Annotated in this window: 14 protein-coding genes; 8 read left to right on the top strand and 6 right to left on the bottom strand. The window is 51.8% G+C overall.

What is annotated here, in order from left to right; all coding sequences use genetic code 11:
* Positions 1–223: 223 nt before the first annotated feature.
* Genes AC2FNV_RS04560 through AC2FNV_RS04550 form a run of 3 tightly spaced genes read left to right on the top strand, consistent with a single transcriptional unit; the run spans position 224 to position 1,823 of the window.
* The gene (locus tag AC2FNV_RS04560; protein WP_496772528.1) at positions 224–1,081 is read left to right on the top strand and encodes a hypothetical protein; all 858 of its coding nucleotides are present in this window, start codon (positions 224–226) and stop codon (positions 1,079–1,081) included.
* The gene (locus AC2FNV_RS04555) at positions 1,081–1,476 is read left to right on the top strand and encodes a cell division protein ZapA (protein ID WP_170606799.1); all 396 of its coding nucleotides are present in this window, start codon (positions 1,081–1,083) and stop codon (positions 1,474–1,476) included. Before AC2FNV_RS04560 ends, AC2FNV_RS04555 begins: the two co-directional genes overlap by 1 nt.
* Entirely contained in the window at positions 1,473–1,823 is a 351-nt protein-coding gene (locus AC2FNV_RS04550; protein ID WP_170606801.1) for an MliC family protein, read from the top strand. The genes AC2FNV_RS04555 and AC2FNV_RS04550 overlap by 4 nt, the downstream gene beginning before the upstream one ends.
* 7 nt (positions 1,824–1,830) lie before the next feature.
* Here the strand turns inward: AC2FNV_RS04550 and grxD are convergent, their stop codons facing one another.
* The 6 genes from grxD to AC2FNV_RS04520 all read right to left on the bottom strand — a co-directional run bounded on the left by grxD (position 1,831) and on the right by AC2FNV_RS04520 (position 9,572).
* Entirely contained in the window at positions 1,831–2,193 is a 363-nt protein-coding gene (gene grxD / locus AC2FNV_RS04545) for a Grx4 family monothiol glutaredoxin (protein WP_170606803.1), read from the bottom strand.
* A gap of 161 nt (positions 2,194–2,354) precedes the next feature.
* Positions 2,355–2,591, bottom strand: coding sequence for a BolA/IbaG family iron-sulfur metabolism protein (locus AC2FNV_RS04540; RefSeq protein WP_152457878.1), 237 nt, complete (start codon positions 2,589–2,591; stop codon positions 2,355–2,357).
* A gap of 145 nt (positions 2,592–2,736) precedes the next feature.
* Positions 2,737–4,896: a phosphoribosylformylglycinamidine synthase subunit PurL gene (purL, locus tag AC2FNV_RS04535; protein ID WP_170480364.1), complete on the bottom strand. Its 2,160-nt coding sequence runs from the start codon at positions 4,894–4,896 to the stop codon at positions 2,737–2,739.
* Between the two features lie 87 nt (positions 4,897–4,983).
* Positions 4,984–6,096, bottom strand: coding sequence for a BamA/TamA family outer membrane protein (locus AC2FNV_RS04530; protein WP_170610817.1), 1,113 nt, complete (start codon positions 6,094–6,096; stop codon positions 4,984–4,986).
* Between the two features lie 57 nt (positions 6,097–6,153).
* Positions 6,154–8,397 (bottom strand): mechanosensitive ion channel family protein, encoded by a 2,244-nt coding sequence (locus AC2FNV_RS04525; RefSeq protein WP_170606806.1) that lies wholly within the window; start codon positions 8,395–8,397, stop codon positions 6,154–6,156.
* Between the two features lie 266 nt (positions 8,398–8,663).
* On the bottom strand, positions 8,664–9,572 hold the full coding sequence (locus AC2FNV_RS04520) for a LysR family transcriptional regulator (protein WP_170480372.1): 909 nt from the start codon (positions 9,570–9,572) through the stop codon (positions 8,664–8,666).
* A gap of 168 nt (positions 9,573–9,740) precedes the next feature.
* Here AC2FNV_RS04520 and AC2FNV_RS04515 point away from each other — a divergent pair, with 168 nt between their 5' ends.
* The 5 genes from AC2FNV_RS04515 to AC2FNV_RS04495 all read left to right on the top strand — a co-directional run.
* Positions 9,741–13,160 carry an indolepyruvate ferredoxin oxidoreductase family protein gene (locus AC2FNV_RS04515; protein ID WP_170606808.1) on the top strand — a complete coding sequence of 1,140 codons (3,420 nt, stop codon included), beginning with the start codon at positions 9,741–9,743 and terminating at the stop codon, positions 13,158–13,160.
* A 78-nt stretch (positions 13,161–13,238) separates the two neighbouring features.
* On the top strand, positions 13,239–14,117 hold the full coding sequence (locus AC2FNV_RS04510) for a lysophospholipid acyltransferase family protein (RefSeq protein ID WP_170606810.1): 879 nt from the start codon (positions 13,239–13,241) through the stop codon (positions 14,115–14,117).
* A gap of 8 nt (positions 14,118–14,125) precedes the next feature.
* A complete protein-coding gene (locus tag AC2FNV_RS04505; protein ID WP_170606812.1) occupies positions 14,126–14,935 on the top strand; it encodes a glutamate racemase in 810 nt (269 codons plus the stop codon).
* Positions 14,936–15,028: 93 nt separating this feature from the next.
* Positions 15,029–16,057 carry an N-acetyl-gamma-glutamyl-phosphate reductase gene (gene argC / locus AC2FNV_RS04500; protein ID WP_496772521.1) on the top strand — a complete coding sequence of 343 codons (1,029 nt, stop codon included), beginning with the start codon at positions 15,029–15,031 and terminating at the stop codon, positions 16,055–16,057.
* A gap of 7 nt (positions 16,058–16,064) precedes the next feature.
* Positions 16,065–16,384, top strand: a 320-nt coding sequence (locus AC2FNV_RS04495; RefSeq protein ID WP_496772519.1) for a cytochrome c maturation protein CcmE, incomplete at its 3' end; no start/stop codon positions are given.

Genomic DNA, 16,384 nt, shown 5'->3' with positions numbered 1-16,384 from the left:
TTTGGATTACAAGCAGATCGGGCGCTGAATACCACTCACCCTCCAAAGTGCAAGTGGAACTGGTCGTTCCAAACTGCGAACGCTTGAAGAGTGCAATCCAAACCCTTGAAAGCAAACAGTAGGTATTTTCCAACACATTCAGTTAGACTAGGTCAAATTATCGCCACCCGTGATTCGGTCTGGCGCTAAACAGAACGAACCTTGGTTAAGAGGTGACAGGCGCATGAGCCAAATTGAGGAACTACAACGACGTATCATGGCGGCAATGGAGCGCATTGGCTCTGGGGTTGAGGCGTTGGACAAACCGATCTCACCCAGCGGTGATTATGATCAGGAACTAAAGTCTGCATTGGAGGAAGAGCGTCTCGCTAATGCGCAGTTGGAAGAGCGGTTAAAAGCTCTCAAGGATCGTCACGATCAAGAAACTGACGCTATGCGTGCTGATATCGAAAAGTTACGCGGTCAATCCAACTTAGATGGTGAGAACGCTCAATTGCGTGCTCAACTCGAGGAAGCCACATCCAAGCTGGCAACTGTTGAAGCCGCTCGCGAAGACTTGGCCGAAGCCAAAGCAGCACTGGAAAATACAACAAAAATAGAAGAGTTGACGGCCGAAATTGAATCTTTGCGTTCTCTGAAAGGCGCAGCAGAGGAGGCGGCGGCGCTGAGAAACGAACTTGAAGAACTGACCCCGCTAGCAGATCGCGCTGAAGAGTTGCAGGCCGAAGTGAAAGCCTTACGTGCGTCTACGGCTGACACGGAGCGGTTAGGCGATTTGAACGCCGAGCTTGAGATGTTGCGCGCAGAACGCACAAGCCATGGCGCCGCCATGTCCCGTTTGGACGACGACCTGCAGCGGCTGCGCAAGGCAAATGAGGAGTTACGAGGCACTGTGGAAGAGTTGCGGTCTGCTGCTCAACAGGGTGTTACAGACGCGGCGCTTTTGAATCGTGCGACGGCTGCGGAGTTGGAAGCGACCAGAGCTGCCCGCGCGTCGGACGCAGCTGAGGCCCATGCTGTTCTGGCGCGACTTGAACCGCTGCTGAACCAGGCCAACTTGGCGGAAGGAGAAGTTGAGTGATGCCCGAAGTGACAATTCATATCGGCGGCCGAGGTTTTGAGGTGTCTTGTAGGGACGGCGAAGAAGCGTTTTTACAAGCGGCAGCAAAGTTGCTGGATGACGAAGCTCAAGTTCTGTCGGACCAAATTGGGCGTATGCCTGAATCGCGCATGTTGCTAATGGCAGGTCTTATGCTTGCCGACAAATCGGCCAGTCAGGAAGATCGCGTCAAAGCGGCTGAAGCCAAGTTGACCGAAGTAGAGGCGGAACTGAACAAAATGCGTAATGTGCCCAAGCCGGAACCCGAACGCATCGAGGTGGCAGTTGTACCACCATCTGTCACTGATACGTTGGCCGAAATGGCGGCACGTGCTGAAGCTTTGGCAGCCGTCATAGAAGAAAAATCTAAAGTATGACGCTCGTGCGCTCGATCGCGGCAAGCTTGATTTTGGCTTCGCTCGGATTTGCGGCCACGGCCCAAATCGACATCTTGTCAGTCACGTTTTCCTGTGAAGACAACACAGAAATCCCAGTTTCATACTTCAATGCCACCGACGGATCTGGTGCTGCTGCCATGGTGATTGACGGTGAACTAATAGCAATGCGCCAAGCCGAAAGCGGCTCTGGCGTTCGCTATATCTCGGAAGGTGCAGAGGGCACCTATACCCTACGTTCGAAAGGCTGGGACGCTTTGATCTCGTATCAGGCGTCCGGCAACACTGCACCAGAACAGCTGTTACTGGGGAACTGCACAAGCCGATAAAGACGTATCAGGCGTTGGCCTCGCGAATTTTGTCAGCGGCGTCCTTGTTGTAGCTAACGCCATTGTCATCAAACAATGTGTCCAACTCACCCGACAGGGTCATCTCTGTGATGATATCACAGCCACCGACGAATTCGCCCTTTACATAAAGCTGGGGAACGGTCGGCCAGTCGGAATAGTCCTTGATGCCTTGACGTACCTCTTCATCAGCCAGGACGTTAACGTCCGTGTATGCCACACCCATATAGTTCAGCACGCCAGCAACACGTGAGGAAAACCCGCATTGCGGCATTTCTTTAGTGCCTTTCATATAAAGGACAACGTCGTTGGCTTTGACGGTTTCGTCGATCTGGTTTTTCACGTCGGTCATGTCGCGTTTCCTTCATGTCTCGCGTCTGGCGTTGGTGTTTCTAAAATCCCGCCAAGTGTTTTTTCGTTTGGGTTCTTTAATAAGGTCAAGCTTGGGCGCCTACATTCCTAACTGCGGGTTCCATCTGTCCCAACGCTTTGCGACCTCATTGGAAAACTTCTTCATTCCGGCACTTTCGTCGTCAGCGCCAATGCATGCAGCTCACCATCTGGGCCATCCATTTTGCCTTTCAAGGCTGCATAGACGGCACGTTGTTGCTGAACCCTGTTCTTGCCGCGAAAGCTTTCATCCACGACCATAGCAGACATATGCACGCCATCATTGCCACCAACCTGAATTTCCGCATCAGGAAAAGCTTCGCGCAGCAGGTGTTCGATTTCGTGGGCGCTCATCGGCATGTAGGTGTCTCCTGAAAAATCTTTTCAAAGATGTAGAGCGATGTGCATGGGCGTGCAAGGTGCGGTTAATGTTCTGAAACAACAGGAGCCGCGACGTGAGAAAGCGCGCGGTCCACTTTCAAACGAGAAACCTATATGCCTTAGATCAAGCTACCGCTGCAGCAAAACTGGAGCGAAATGTCTGTGCCAGCTCGGACAGCGGTGCCTCGGACGACCCTATCTTCACGCTGTCGCCTGTAAAACGTCCAACTGAAACCATCGGTACACCAGCTTGTCCTGCTGCGATCATTAACGCCTCAGCCTGATCGAAATTGCAGGCGATAAGATAACGAGCCTGATCTTCGCCGAAAAGGAACTCGGCCGGCGCATCGTCCAAGTTTACACCTACACCAGAATTTTCCGCCAATTCAAAGGCCGCTAAGGCAAGGCCTCCGTCGCTTAGATCTGTGCACGCTTTGATCATCTCGCGGTTGGCTCGGATGAAATCGCCATTACGTTTTTCGGCTTCCAAGTCGACGTGCGGGGCGTCACCGTCCTCGCGGTTGAAAACCTCGACCAAAAGGGCTGATTGGCCGAGATGGCCTTCAGTTTCGCCGACGACCAGCGCAACATGACCGTCACGTACTTCGTTGCCAATGATATCATCTGCGTGGTCAAGCAACCCAACTGCACCGATCGTGGGCGTCGGTAAGATCGCCTGACCATCGGTTTCGTTGTAAAGCGACACGTTCCCCGAGACGACCGGCATGTCCAGAGCCGCTACAGCTTCTCCAATTCCTTGAATCGCGCCGACGAATTGACCCATAATTTCAGGTTTTTCAGGATTGCCGAAGTTCAGGTTATCTGTGGTAGCCAATGGTTTTGCGCCGACGGCTGTTAAATTGCGATATGCTTCGGCTACAGCTTGTTTTCCGCCTTCAATTGGATTTGCGCGCACGTATCTAGGTGTCACATCACTGGTAAATGCCAACACTTTGTTTGTGCCATGAACGCGTACCATTCCAGCGCCCAATCCAGGCGTCCGCGAAGAGTCTGCCATTACCATCGTGTCATATTGCTCATAGACCCATTGTTTGGCGGCATAATTTGGCGAGTTGAGCAGGGCGCGAAGCCCATCGATCGGATCAATCTGCGGGACTTCGGCGAGTTCTTCCGCCTTAGGTGTAGGTTGCCATGGGCGGTCATATTCAGGCGCCGTAGAAGCCAGCTTAGATAGGGGTAAATCTGCTTTGATCTCGTCGTTGTGCATGATCAAAAAACGATCTTGGGATATAGTCTCTCCGACGATTGCAAAGTCCAAGTCCCACTTTTCGAACACCGCCCGGGCTTCGGTCTCAAGTTCGGGTTTAAGAACCATCAACATGCGTTCTTGCGACTCAGAGAGCATCATTTCATACGCAGTCATGTTTTCTTCGCGCTGGGGAACGGTTTCGAGGTTCAGACGAACGCCGAGTCCCCCCTTGTCGCCCATTTCGACGGCAGAACAAGTCAGACCAGCGGCTCCCATATCTTGAATCGAGATCACGGCGCCTGTTTGCATCAGTTCCAGCGTTGCCTCCATCAGACGCTTTTCTGTGAAAGGGTCGCCGACTTGAACGGTTGGGCGCTTTTCTTCGATAGTGTCATCGAATTCGGCCGAAGCCATAGTAGCACCACCGACACCGTCGCGACCTGTTTTTGCGCCCAAATAGACGACAGGCATACCGACGCCGGAGGCCGCGGAATAAAATATCTTGTCACTATCGGCCAAACCAGCAGCGAAAGCGTTCACAAGACAGTTGCCATTGTATGCCGGATGAAACCGGACCTCTCCACCAACGCAAGGAACACCGAAACAGTTGCCATAGCCGCCGATTCCTTCAACGACCCCGTTGACCAGTTGGCGCGTCTTGTGATGATCAGGCTCGCCGAAAGACAGAGCATTCATTGAGGCGATAGGCCGAGCACCCATAGTGAATACGTCACGGAGGATCCCACCCACACCTGTCGCGGCCCCTTGGTATGGTTCGATATATGAAGGGTGATTGTGGCTTTCCATTTTGAAAACCACTGCCTGACCGTCACCAATGTCAACGACGCCGGCATTTTCACCTGGTCCACAAATCACTTGCGGACCCGAAGTCGGCAGGGTGCGCAACCATTTTTTTGAAGATTTGTAAGAGCAATGCTCATTCCACATTGCCGAAAATATCCCAAGCTCTGTAAAGGTTGGCTCACGCCCGATAATTTCGAGGATCATGTCGTATTCTTCGGGTTTTAACCCGTGTGCGGCGATCAGATCCGGGGTAATGGCGGGCTCGTGCATCGTATGTCCTTATCCAGAGTGGCCGGGATTGCGCGCCTTTTAAGCCAAGGGCGCGTCGGTGGAAAGGGTATTGAAGACACGGTCAGTTCAGAACCGTTGACCGACATAAATATACAGCTGATCTTCGTCCAGATCGTTTCGCGCCCAATCAACTGAAAAGTCCACCGGGAACTTTTTCGAAACACGATAACGCGCACCAAGACCAACTGCTGAGTGGGTGCCCCCGTCGGATAGATCGGAAAAGCTGTCTCCGGTTTGGCCGACACCTCCAAAGGCAACAGCGCCAATCCTTTTTGTGAATTGATGGCGGTATTCAATTTGAAGGGAAGCCGACCTGAAGTCTAAAAACTGGGTTACAGGAAAACCACGGAACGCGTCGGTCCCGCCAAGAGAGCATTGATCGAAAAATGGTGTATCCTGCGAAGCCCCACAGATCGACGCACGAGCAGCAATTACACCCTTTGCTGTAGGGTTCAGGTAATGCGTGTAATTGACAAACGCTTTCGAGTAGTCCCCGGTTACTCCTTTGAGCGTGTAGCTATGTGAAATTTCGGCCTGAAGGTTCGATCCTCTGGTAGGGTAAATCGTGTCATCCCGCCGATCCCATGCGGCTACCAAAGCTGGAGTAATAATGCGCATGTTCAAAAACTGGTCAAACGGAGGTGGGATTGGCGGCAGCCCAAGACCATCCAAACTGACCGAGGTATCCAGGTATCGAACCGAAAGTCCCGCAGAAATTTCCGGCGTAATTCCGTAAGAAAACTCAATCCGAGCCAAGTCGCCGTCCTGTGTCACAGGCAGTTGCCCGGTTGTAGTAAACAGGTCGTAGTTGATCGTGGCCTTGGCATACAAAGTCTCGATTTGCCATCGGTTGCTGTCAAAGGCAAAATTAGCAGCACCGCCATAAGCCCGTGTACCGTTACTGGAGCCAAGAACGGCTATACCGAACAATGACGGCTTGGACTCTTCGTCCATTTGATAAAGATACCCAGCACCGAGCGTCAGACCCGATCCAATAGTGGGATTGGAAAACGGGATGGGTACCGCGATGAAGGAACCGTTACGAAATCCGATAGACGCCTCGGACTGTGCTTGGTCGAAACCGTCCACATTTGTTTCCACCGTCACGGAACCCGAAAAGGCAGTGTTCGGCAAGACGCTTAATAATAGTGTTTTTAACGTGATTCCGGATAGTCTCACGACAACAATCTCATGAACTGTAGAACCGGATTTTACCCGGTTCTATTAATGTCAAAGTCAGGCTGGTCCTTGCTCTTTGTTTACCGCATCGCTCGCCGCCGCGCCAATGGCCGCTTTTTGTGGTTCCGAAAGGTGTTCGGCCTCATCCAGTCCTGGGATCGCAACACGGACTTCGCGGCGCGCAAAATCAATTCCGTTTTCTTTGAAAGCGGCTTTTACCCGATTGAAAATTTCCTTACGCAAGGTGAATTGCTTGCCCGGTTTGGCCATGAACTTGCCGCGGATAATCATGCCCACATCGTCAAAGTCAAAAACACCTTGGGATTTGAATGGTTGGAGGAAACCATCCTTGTGAGTCTCGTCCTCCATCATCTCGGCACCGATCTTCTTAAAAATCTTTTTCACTTTGTTGGGGTCCGTGTCGAATGGCACAGTGAATTTAAGCTTCATTATTACCCAGTCGCGGCTGTAGTTGGTCAGCTTTTGGATTTCGCCGTAAGGAATGGTGTGAACTGGCCCTCGGTGATGGCGCAATTGCATCGACCGGATCGATATCTTTTCGACTGTCCCGGTCGTGCCTCCAACATCCACATATTCACCTACACGGAACGCGTCATCGATCAGGAAGAATATTCCACCAACGATGTCCGAAACCAGTTTCTGGGCACCAAATCCGATAGCAAGACCAAGAATACCGGCACCTGCCAGCAATGGCGTGATATCAAGCCCCAGAGCGCCTAACGCCAACAGCGCGAAGATTACGGCTATCGCGACCTGCGCTGTCACTCGCAATAATGGCAATACGGTCGCTAAACGCGAGCCTCCGGTACCGCCACCTTCGCCAGCTTCTTCGTCAGGGCTTTGTTCGGCAGCGGTTTGTTCTTTGGCCAGACGTCGGTTGATCCACAAAGACACAACCTCGTTTAGGATATAGCCGACAGCGATTATGATGAAAAATTGTATTACTTCACTGCCAGAATCAGATGAGCCACCAGCAATTTCCTGAAGGTCTAAGTCCCAGGCACCTGCAATCATCAGAATCACAAGAATGCCTGCCAAAACGCGCCCGATGCGGATGTAACTGCGCTTGGTGGATTTATAAGCTCTTTCCGCCACTGGACCGTCTCCGATCATTGGTGGCTGCAGATGCCGCACCAATCCTCTGATCAAGGTGTCCAAAGCTGGCGCGATAAGCAGCCAGAACATGGTGGTGAAGTGGGCACCATGGGCAAGTAGGGCAAAGACTGTTGGGTTTCTCTGTGATGCCAGATACTCCACGAGCAGCCAGATACCCGCCGAAACTCCGATTGCGAAATAGGGGTATATCCGCGCTACGTCTTCATCGAACTTTGTACGGTCAGGATCTGTACCGAGCATCATGTCCGACAAACCATCGCGAGCTGTCCATGCGATAACGCCAATGTAGATGTGGATCGCAGTATTGAGCCAGAACCCCAAACGGGATTCACCCGGAGGAACACCATTGGTTGAGTTGAAGTCCAGGATGAACATTGTGAAACCGATCAGTAGGAACAGACCGATCAGGTTGCGATGCAGATATTTGGCCCAATGGTCATCTACGTTTACCAAGCGCAAGTTGTGCTGTTTAGGGGCCAGAATAAAACGCGAAATAGCCGCGCCCAAGCGGGGAAACCAGATCAAATAAAAGACAAACGGACCCGCCTGAGCGATCTGCTGTTCGTCCAACAATTGCCTGCCCACAAAGACCAGCGTGTAGTAAAAGACGAGAAGGCCCAGAAATTCGAAACAGAAACGCTTGAACAGAAAGGTGACTGCACCGAGCAGGTCGGTCGAGGAGTCGCCATCTACGACCTTCATCCAGCGCCGTGTCCACAAACCAACGATGTTTTCAGCCGCGTAGCCAACGGCCAGGGCAAGGAAAGTAAATCCAAAAAGCGTCATTAAACCACTGGCGCCAAATGAGTTGCCAAAGTTGGAAAATGCCTCGATCTGGGCTGTAATTAGCAATGGAATTTTTCGAATGACGTCCAACCATGAAGCGGTCATGCTGCTGACGGTATCCGATATGGCCTGTACCACGCTACGACTGGTCGGAGCGGCTTCTTCCTGTTTCGCAGCCACAGCGTCCAGCCGTTCTAGCAAAATCGCGCGTACCTGATCGTCAGACATCCTTGCAACGAGGTCGTCGACCTGATCCGGTGTCAGATCTTCGGGGATGGTGGCAGGTGCGGTGGAGGTCGTACTTTCCTGAGCCAAGACTGGCAGTGACAGAAAGATTACCGATATGAACGCCAGCAAAAGGCGGAGTGGGTGGAACATTAAATTACCCTCGAAGCCGAATTTTTGGTCTGTTTTTCCGGATCATAGGGGTAGGTGGCTCAATTTGACAGCATGTTGTGATGTAAACGGTGAAAAACCAAAAAAAAGGCCGAGCACTAAGCTCGGCCGTAGTCCAACAGGGAGGTATGAAGATGATGAGCGTTTCAGCATCACCGCCTTCGAATGCTCATTTAGGGATCACATTGTTGACTATCAAGGGATTTTCCCTTTCTTTGGATCATGTCCGCTATGACGTTACTGCATAGCTAGAGTTTTCCCATTTGTCTCAATTGCTTACGATGCGAAATGATTTCGTCCTGAACAAAGTCGCGGAAGGCAGAAATCCTCTTGGAATGGCGCAGTTCCTCGGGGTAGGCAAGGTAAACAGGTACTTCGGCCCCTTGTATATCAGCTGGAACATGCACCAAATCGGGAAAATCTTGCGTGACATAGTCTGGCAAAACGCCAATTCCCAGATCATTTAAAACGCCTTGTAAAACACCAAAGTAGTTGTTGACCGTCAGTAATGAGCCCGGATTGTGGGTCATTAATTGACGAACCATCGCTGCACTCGCGCCGACTTGCGGGGCCGCTGGTGTCTGACAAATCAACCTGTGTTTTGAAATATCCTCGACTTTTTGGGGTGGCCCGCCATGGGAATCCAGATATCTGCGTGTAGCATACAGTTGCATCTGAACAGTCATTAGACGCTTTCGCACGAGATCCGCCTGGCTAGGTTCCTTCATTCGAATGGCGACATCAGCTTCACGCATGGGCAGATCCAAAACACGCTCTTCCAACATCAAGTCGACATTGAGGTCTGGATATTGTTCGTAGAGTTTTGGTAACCGTGGCGCCAACCATAAAGTGCCAAACCCAAAGGTGGTCGTGACCCGCAAGACGCCAAACACTTCGTCTTCGCTATCGCGGATACGGGCGGCTGTGGCATCCAGGCGTTTGGACATCGCCGACGTAGCGTCGAATAGCAGTTCACCTTGTTCGGTGAGAATCAACCCACGAGCGTGACGGTGGAAAAGGGTGGCATCCAGCGATTCCTCAAGAGCGCGAATCTGTCGACTAACAGCGGATTGAGACAAATTTAGCTTGTCTCCCGCATGAGTAAGGCTGCCTGCGTCGGCGACCGCGTGAAATATTCTAAGCTTGTCCCAATCCATCGACGCAACTTTCGTTATTCAAGCGCACGCCTATATGAAAGACGTAACAAATTCCACAATCAAACGGGGAAATCGTTACATCTAAGGGGAATTTCACTATGCAGGTCAGTAATTATGACCTAATATAACAGATATTGGAGCACACTAATCGGACCTGGGAGGCGTCAGATGAGTCAGCCAAAAGTTTCGCTTAATGACAGGTTCGATCTGTCGAAATCACCAGTTTTACTGAACGGGACTCAAGCGCTTGTCCGTCTAATGCTAATGCAAAAAGCCCGCGACGTTGCCGCAGGTTTGAACACAGCTGGCCTGGTAACCGGGTATCGGGGTTCTCCACTTGGCGCAGTAGATCAGCAAATGAGCCGAGCCCAAAAACAGTTGGCCGAAAACGACGTCACATTCCAATACGGCCTAAACGAGGATTTAGCTGCAACGGCGCTGTGGGGAAGCCAGCAAGCCGGCCTGCGAGGAGACGGCAAGTTTGATGGCGTTTTTGGCCTTTGGTACGGGAAAGGCCCCGGTGTTGATCGTTCGGGCGACGTTATGCGCCATTCCAACATGGCGGGAACGGCAAAGTATGGCGGCGTGTTGATGGCCATGGGGGACGATCACACGGGCGAAAGTTCGACCGTTCTACACCAGTCCGAATGGTCGTTGGTCGATATGTATATGCCAGTTGTTAGCCCGGCCGGTGTGCAAGAGATACTAGATTACGGAATTTATGGATTTGCTCTCAGCCGGTTTGCGGGTGTGTGGGTGGGCTTGAAAACCATGAAAGACACGATCGAAGTCACGTCAGTAGTTGATGGATCGCCCGACCGGATGCAACTGGTTACGCCCGAATTCGACATGCCAGAAGGCGGCCTGAACATTCGATTGGGAGACACACCGCACCTGCAGGAGGCTCGGGTAATCGACTATAAACGGTTTGCAGCTGAAACCTTTTCCCATGCTAACAAATTGGACAAAAGGGTCTGGGGCAAACCCGGAGCGAAGATTGGCATCGTCGCTGCTGGCAAGAATTGGCTCGATTTAGTTCATGCAATGTCTTTGCTGAATATCGATGCCAATGAAGCCGAACGGCTGGGCATTACAACTTACAAAGTTGGCCAGACATTTCCATTAGATATGAAAGGCTTTCACGACTGGGCGGAAGGGCTGGATCTGATCATAATCATTGAGGAAAAGCGCAAGCTTATCGAAGTGCAGGTCAAGGAGGCGATATTCGATGACCGCCGAGGACGGCGCGTTTACGGATGGTACAAAGGCGGTGCGGGTACTTTGCATCGCGAAGAACTATTCCCGACCCGAGGGGCCTTGGACCCAATCATGATTGCTGAAAAACTTGGCGGCATCCTGGTCGAAGAAGGTCGAGATACTGACGGAGTCCAAGCCGGGCTTGCTGCTTTGTCCGAAGCCCGCCGCGCAGACAACGCCCAAGAAATCGCTGCACGCCTTCCATATTTTTGTTCAGGATGTCCTCATAACAGCTCAACAAAACTGCCCGAAGGCAGCCGGGCTTATGCAGGCATCGGGTGTCATTACATGGTTCAGTGGATGGATCGTGAAACAACGGGTTTTACACAGATGGGCGGTGAAGGCGCCAACTGGATTGGTGAGGCACCATTTTCTACGACTAAACATGTTTTCCAAAATCTCGGCGACGGAACCTACAACCATTCCGGTGTTCAGGCCATACGGGCCGCTTTGGCCGCTGGAACGAATATTACTTTCAAAATCCTATTTAATGATGCGGTTGCCATGACGGGCGGACAGGATAATGAGGGCGGACTGAACGCGGAACGTATTGTTGCTGAAGTGAAAGCGATGGGCGTTGAACATGTGGCAGTCGTATACGACGAGAAAGAAGACTTAGATATTAAGTCGTTACCAGCCAACGTTGAAACTCATGAACGAGCCGAATTGATCAATGTTCAGGAAAAGTTTAGGGAAATTGAAGGTGTCTCTGTCATTGTGTATGTGCAAACTTGCGCTGCCGAAAAACGCCGACGCCGGAAACGCGGCACCTTTCCTGACCCTGACAAACGAGTTTTCATCAACACCGATATTTGCGAAGGCTGCGGAGACTGCGGCGTCCAATCAAACTGCGTTTCAATCGTACCAAAAGATACCGAATTGGGGCGCAAACGCGCGATTGATCAATCAAGTTGCAACAAGGATTTCTCTTGCCTTAACGGGTTTTGCCCGTCTTTTGTCACGTTAGAAGGTGCCATGATCCGCAAAGAAGCGACGACAGACGTTGATTTGCCGGATTTGCCTGACCCCGAATTACCGCAGATCCAAGGTACTCATAACATCGTGATAACAGGTGTTGGAGGCACCGGTGTCGTGACAATAGGTGCAGTGCTTGCACAGGCAGCCCAGATTGATGGTAAGGGGGCTGGTATGATGGAAATGGCTGGCTTAGCGCAGAAAGGCGGCGCGGTACACATCCATTGCCGCCTGGCTAACGCACCCGAGGACATTAGTGCGATTCGAGTGGCAACGGGCGAGGCCCACGCGTTAATCGGTGGCGATCTGGTTGTATCAGCCGGCGCCAAGGCTCTCGGGTTAACCCGGGCGGACCATACTGGAGCGGTAGTCAACAACCACGAAATAATTACTGGTGACTTCACCCGCGACACAGAATTCAAGATCCCAAGCGACCAGTTGGAGTTGGCCTTGCAGGCTCGACTAAAAGAACGGGTCGACCTGTTTGATGCAAGTGAACTTTCTCGTGCAGTAATGGGTGACTCCATCTATTCAAACATGATGGTTTTTGGAGCGGCTTGGCAACGCGGGCTTGTACCAATTCACCTCTCTTCGATTTTTCAAGCTATCGAGTTAAATGGAACTGCTATCGAACGCAACAAACGGGCGTTTCAGGTCGGGCGTTGGGCTGTGCTGTACCCTGAGGTTGTCTCGGGAATCCTTGGCCAGAATGTGACCGAAATTCCCAAAACATTGGAACAAACTATCGACTTCCGGGCCAGTCACCTGGTTCAGTATCAAGGGAAAGGGTTGGCTAATCGATACCGAAAACTGGTTGATTCGATTTCGGATGAAACAGTTCGCGAATCTGTGGCCAAGGGGTATCATAAGGTTCTGTCTTACAAAGACGAATACGAAGTCGCCCGTTTGCTGCTGCAGACACGGGAAAATGCCGTGGCCGAGTTTGACGGCGATTTCAAAATGACTTTCCATCTGGCACCTCCGATACTAGGAGGGAAATCCGCCAGCGGACGACCTAAAAAGCGGGCTTTCAGCGAAAAACTAATAGGACTGCTTAGACTTCTAGCGCGGTTCAAGTCATTGCGTGGTACGCCTTTGGACCCATTTGGTTATAGCAGCGAACGCAGGATGGAGCGCGCGTTGATACGGCAATATGAAAAAGACATGAAAGAGGTGTTACCGAAACTGACACCCGAAACGCGGGAAGCGATTGCAGCGTTGGCAAGGTTGCCCTTAGATATTCGTGGTTTTGGTCCTGTCCTTTCGGAAAACGAGGCAAAGGCGGCCAAACGCCGCGAGGAATTGCTGTCCGTGATCCGCGATGGAGGCCCTGATATTCGGGCTGCGGCAGAGTAAATCGTCACGAGACTGTCATGTTGCCTCGGCAAAATCGTTACCTGCATTACAATGGCAGGTCATAGTCCGGAGTTCCCAATGCCCTCGCACCGTCATGTCGCTCGTGACATTTCATATTCCTATTCCGCTGAGACAAGAGGCGGTCGGATGATCATTAAGCTAATGGAAAACACGACGGGTCGACTGCGTTTGATAAAACGCGCCGACGGGTACGAGCAGGAGGTGGCAAACGGGCGGAACTTTTGGTCTGTAATGGTCGAACGATATGGTTTGTCATTGGATGTGGTTGGGGGATCCTTGGCCAACATTCCGAAGGAAGGACCGCTGGTTCTCATCGCGAACCACCCCTACGGTATTCTTGACGGGTTGATGATGGGACACATCCTGTCACAAACGCGTTGCGATTTTAGGATTTTGGCTCACAGAGTGTTTCGAAAAGCCGGCGACCTAAACAGCATCATTCTTCCAATTTCGTTTGACGAGACGAAAGACGCGATCAAGCTGAACCTCCAGACCCGAAAGGCATCACTCGATTATCTTGACCAAGGTGGTGCGATCGGAGTTTTTCCGGGTGGAACAGTCAGTACCGGGGTCAAACCATTCTCTCATCCGATGGACCCGGGTTGGCGCGGATTCACCGCTCGAATGGTTGCAAAATCAAACGCGACAGTCGTTCCGGTTTTTTTTGAAGGCCATACATCGCGCCTTTTCCAGATCGCCAGTCATATGCATTCGACGTTGCGTATGGGTCTATTGATCAAAGAGTTCAAAAAAAGGGTCGATACTCCCGTTGAAGTAGTCATAGGAGAACCGATCGGGCGCGATGTTCTGGACCCGTTGGGAAAGGATACGCGCAAGATGATGGATTTCCTGCGCAAAGCCACGTATGAGCTGTCCCCGAAGCCGCTTAAGTCTTATGACTACGGCTATGAATTCGAGGAACGGCATCGCGCCTGAAGGGGCAAATGGCAGTAGGAATATTTGATTCTGGATTGGGCGGGCTTACCGTCCTGGACGTCGCGCAGAAACGCCTGCCTGACGTTGATTTCCTTTATTTTGCCGACAGCGCGCACGCGCCGTATGGCGTTCGCGATGCCGACAACATCTATGACCTTACCCGTAACGCGGTGCACGACCTATGGGCGCGCGGCTGCGATTTGGTGATTCTCGCGTGTAACACTGCCAGCGCCGCCGCACTGCGCCGGATGCAAGAAGCTGGAGTTCCGGATGGCAAGCGTGTGCTCGGTGTATTCGTGCCTTTGATCGAGGCGCTGACGGAGCGGCAGTGGGGTGATAATTCTCCTCCCAGAGAAGTCGAAGTCCAACACGTGGCACTTTTTGCAACACCGGCAACAGTTTCCAGTCGCGCTTTTCAGCGGGAACTGGCGTTTCGCGCGATAGGCGTGGATGTCGAAGCGCAGGCATGTGGCGGTGTAGTGGATGCTATTGAAGACGGGGATATGATTCTTGCCGAGGCGTTGGTTCGGTCACATGTTGATGCGCTAAAGCGCAAAATGCCCACACCGCAGGCGGCTATTTTAGGATGTACCCATTATCCGTTGCTGTCTGATACATTTCAGCAAGCGCTTGGATCAGAAGTTAAAGTCTACAGCCAAGGTGATTTGGTTGCAGAAAGTCTTGCTGACTATCTAATCCGTCATCCCAACATGCTGGGCAAAGGCGAGGGCGGTTTCCTGACTACTGGAAAACCTAGCGTCGTCAGTGACCGCGCAACTCAATTTCTCCGACGAAAAATCAACTTTGAGGCGGCCTGACCTAGGTCAAGGAAGGCTCTGCGCGAACAATTAAATTATCGGCCGTCTCGTTGGTCCACAAAACACCTGACGTTTAAGTGAAAGAGGTCTGGCATGACCCACAAAATCGCAATTCTTGGTTCATCCGGCTATACCGGAGCGGAACTTGTACGGCTGATAGCCGAACACCCGAACATGCAAATCGTTGCCTTGTCGGCCGAACGCAAAGCCGGACAATCCATGGCACAAGTCTTTCCGCACCTCCGCCATTTGGATTTACCGGACTTGTGCAAAATCTCCGAAATCGATTTTTCGCAAGTTGATCTGTGTTTTTGCGCTCTGCCGCATAAAACGAGTCAGGCAGTCATTAGGAACTTACCCAAGACGCTAAAGATTATTGATCTGTCTGCGGACTTTCGGCTTCAAGACCCGCAGGAATACGAGAAGTGGTACGGTAATCCGCATTCCGCTCTTGAGCATCAGAAAGAGGCCATTTACGGCCTTACTGAGTTTTATCGTGACGAAATTCGCGCTGCGCGACTTGTTGCAGGTACAGGATGTAACGCTGCGACTGGCCAGTATGTTCTGCGGCCTTTGATCTCTGCCGGAGTTATCGATCTGGATGACATCATTTTGGACCTGAAATGTGCTGTGTCTGGAGCGGGTCGGGCGCTAAAGGAAAACCTTCTGCATGCGGAGCTTAGTGAAGGTTCCAACGCTTATGCGGTCGGTGGTTCGCATCGGCACCTTGGTGAGTTCGATCAGGAGTTGTCAAAGCTGGCGGGTCGTACGGTTCACGTTCAATTCACCCCGCATCTGATCCCCGCAAACCGCGGAATTCTTGCAACTTCTTACGTCAAAGGTGACCCACAGTCTGTTTACGAAACCCTGGCAGCCACCTATCAGCATGAAACCTTCATAAGGATGTTGCCTTATGGAGAAACGCCGTCAACGCATCATGTTCGCGGGTCCAACTTTTGCCATATCGGTGTTGTGGGCGACCGGATTGAGCGCCGTGTAATCGTAGTTGCAGCGTTGGACAACCTTACGAAAGGCAGCAGTGGCCAAGCCTTGCAGAATGCAAACCTGATGTTAGGAGAAGAAGAGACTACGGGCCTGATGATGGCTCCTTTGTTCCCATGAGGCACCAATGAAAACGCTAAAGAAACGCCGTCGTGTTCAGATCATTCTGGTAGCCATAGTGGCGCTTGCCTTGTCTACCGCGCTCATTGGATATGCGATGCGCGACGGAATTAATTACTTCCGCTCACCCAGTGAGGTGATTGCTGAACCGCCTCAACCTTCGGTCGTATTTCGCATCGGCGGTCTGGTAGAGGAAGGCTCGATTGAACGCGGACAGGGTGAAACTGTGCGCTTTGTCGTAACGGATGGTGGTGAAAGTGTTCCCGTCGCCTTTAAAGGAGTGCTGCCGGACCTGTTTGCTGAAAATCAAGGCATGGTCGGTACAGG

The organism is Ruegeria sp. BHSA163 (assembly GCF_059613365.1).
The sequence above is the reverse complement of the archived record's forward strand: the minus strand, read 5'-3'. Positions and strand labels throughout refer to the sequence as shown.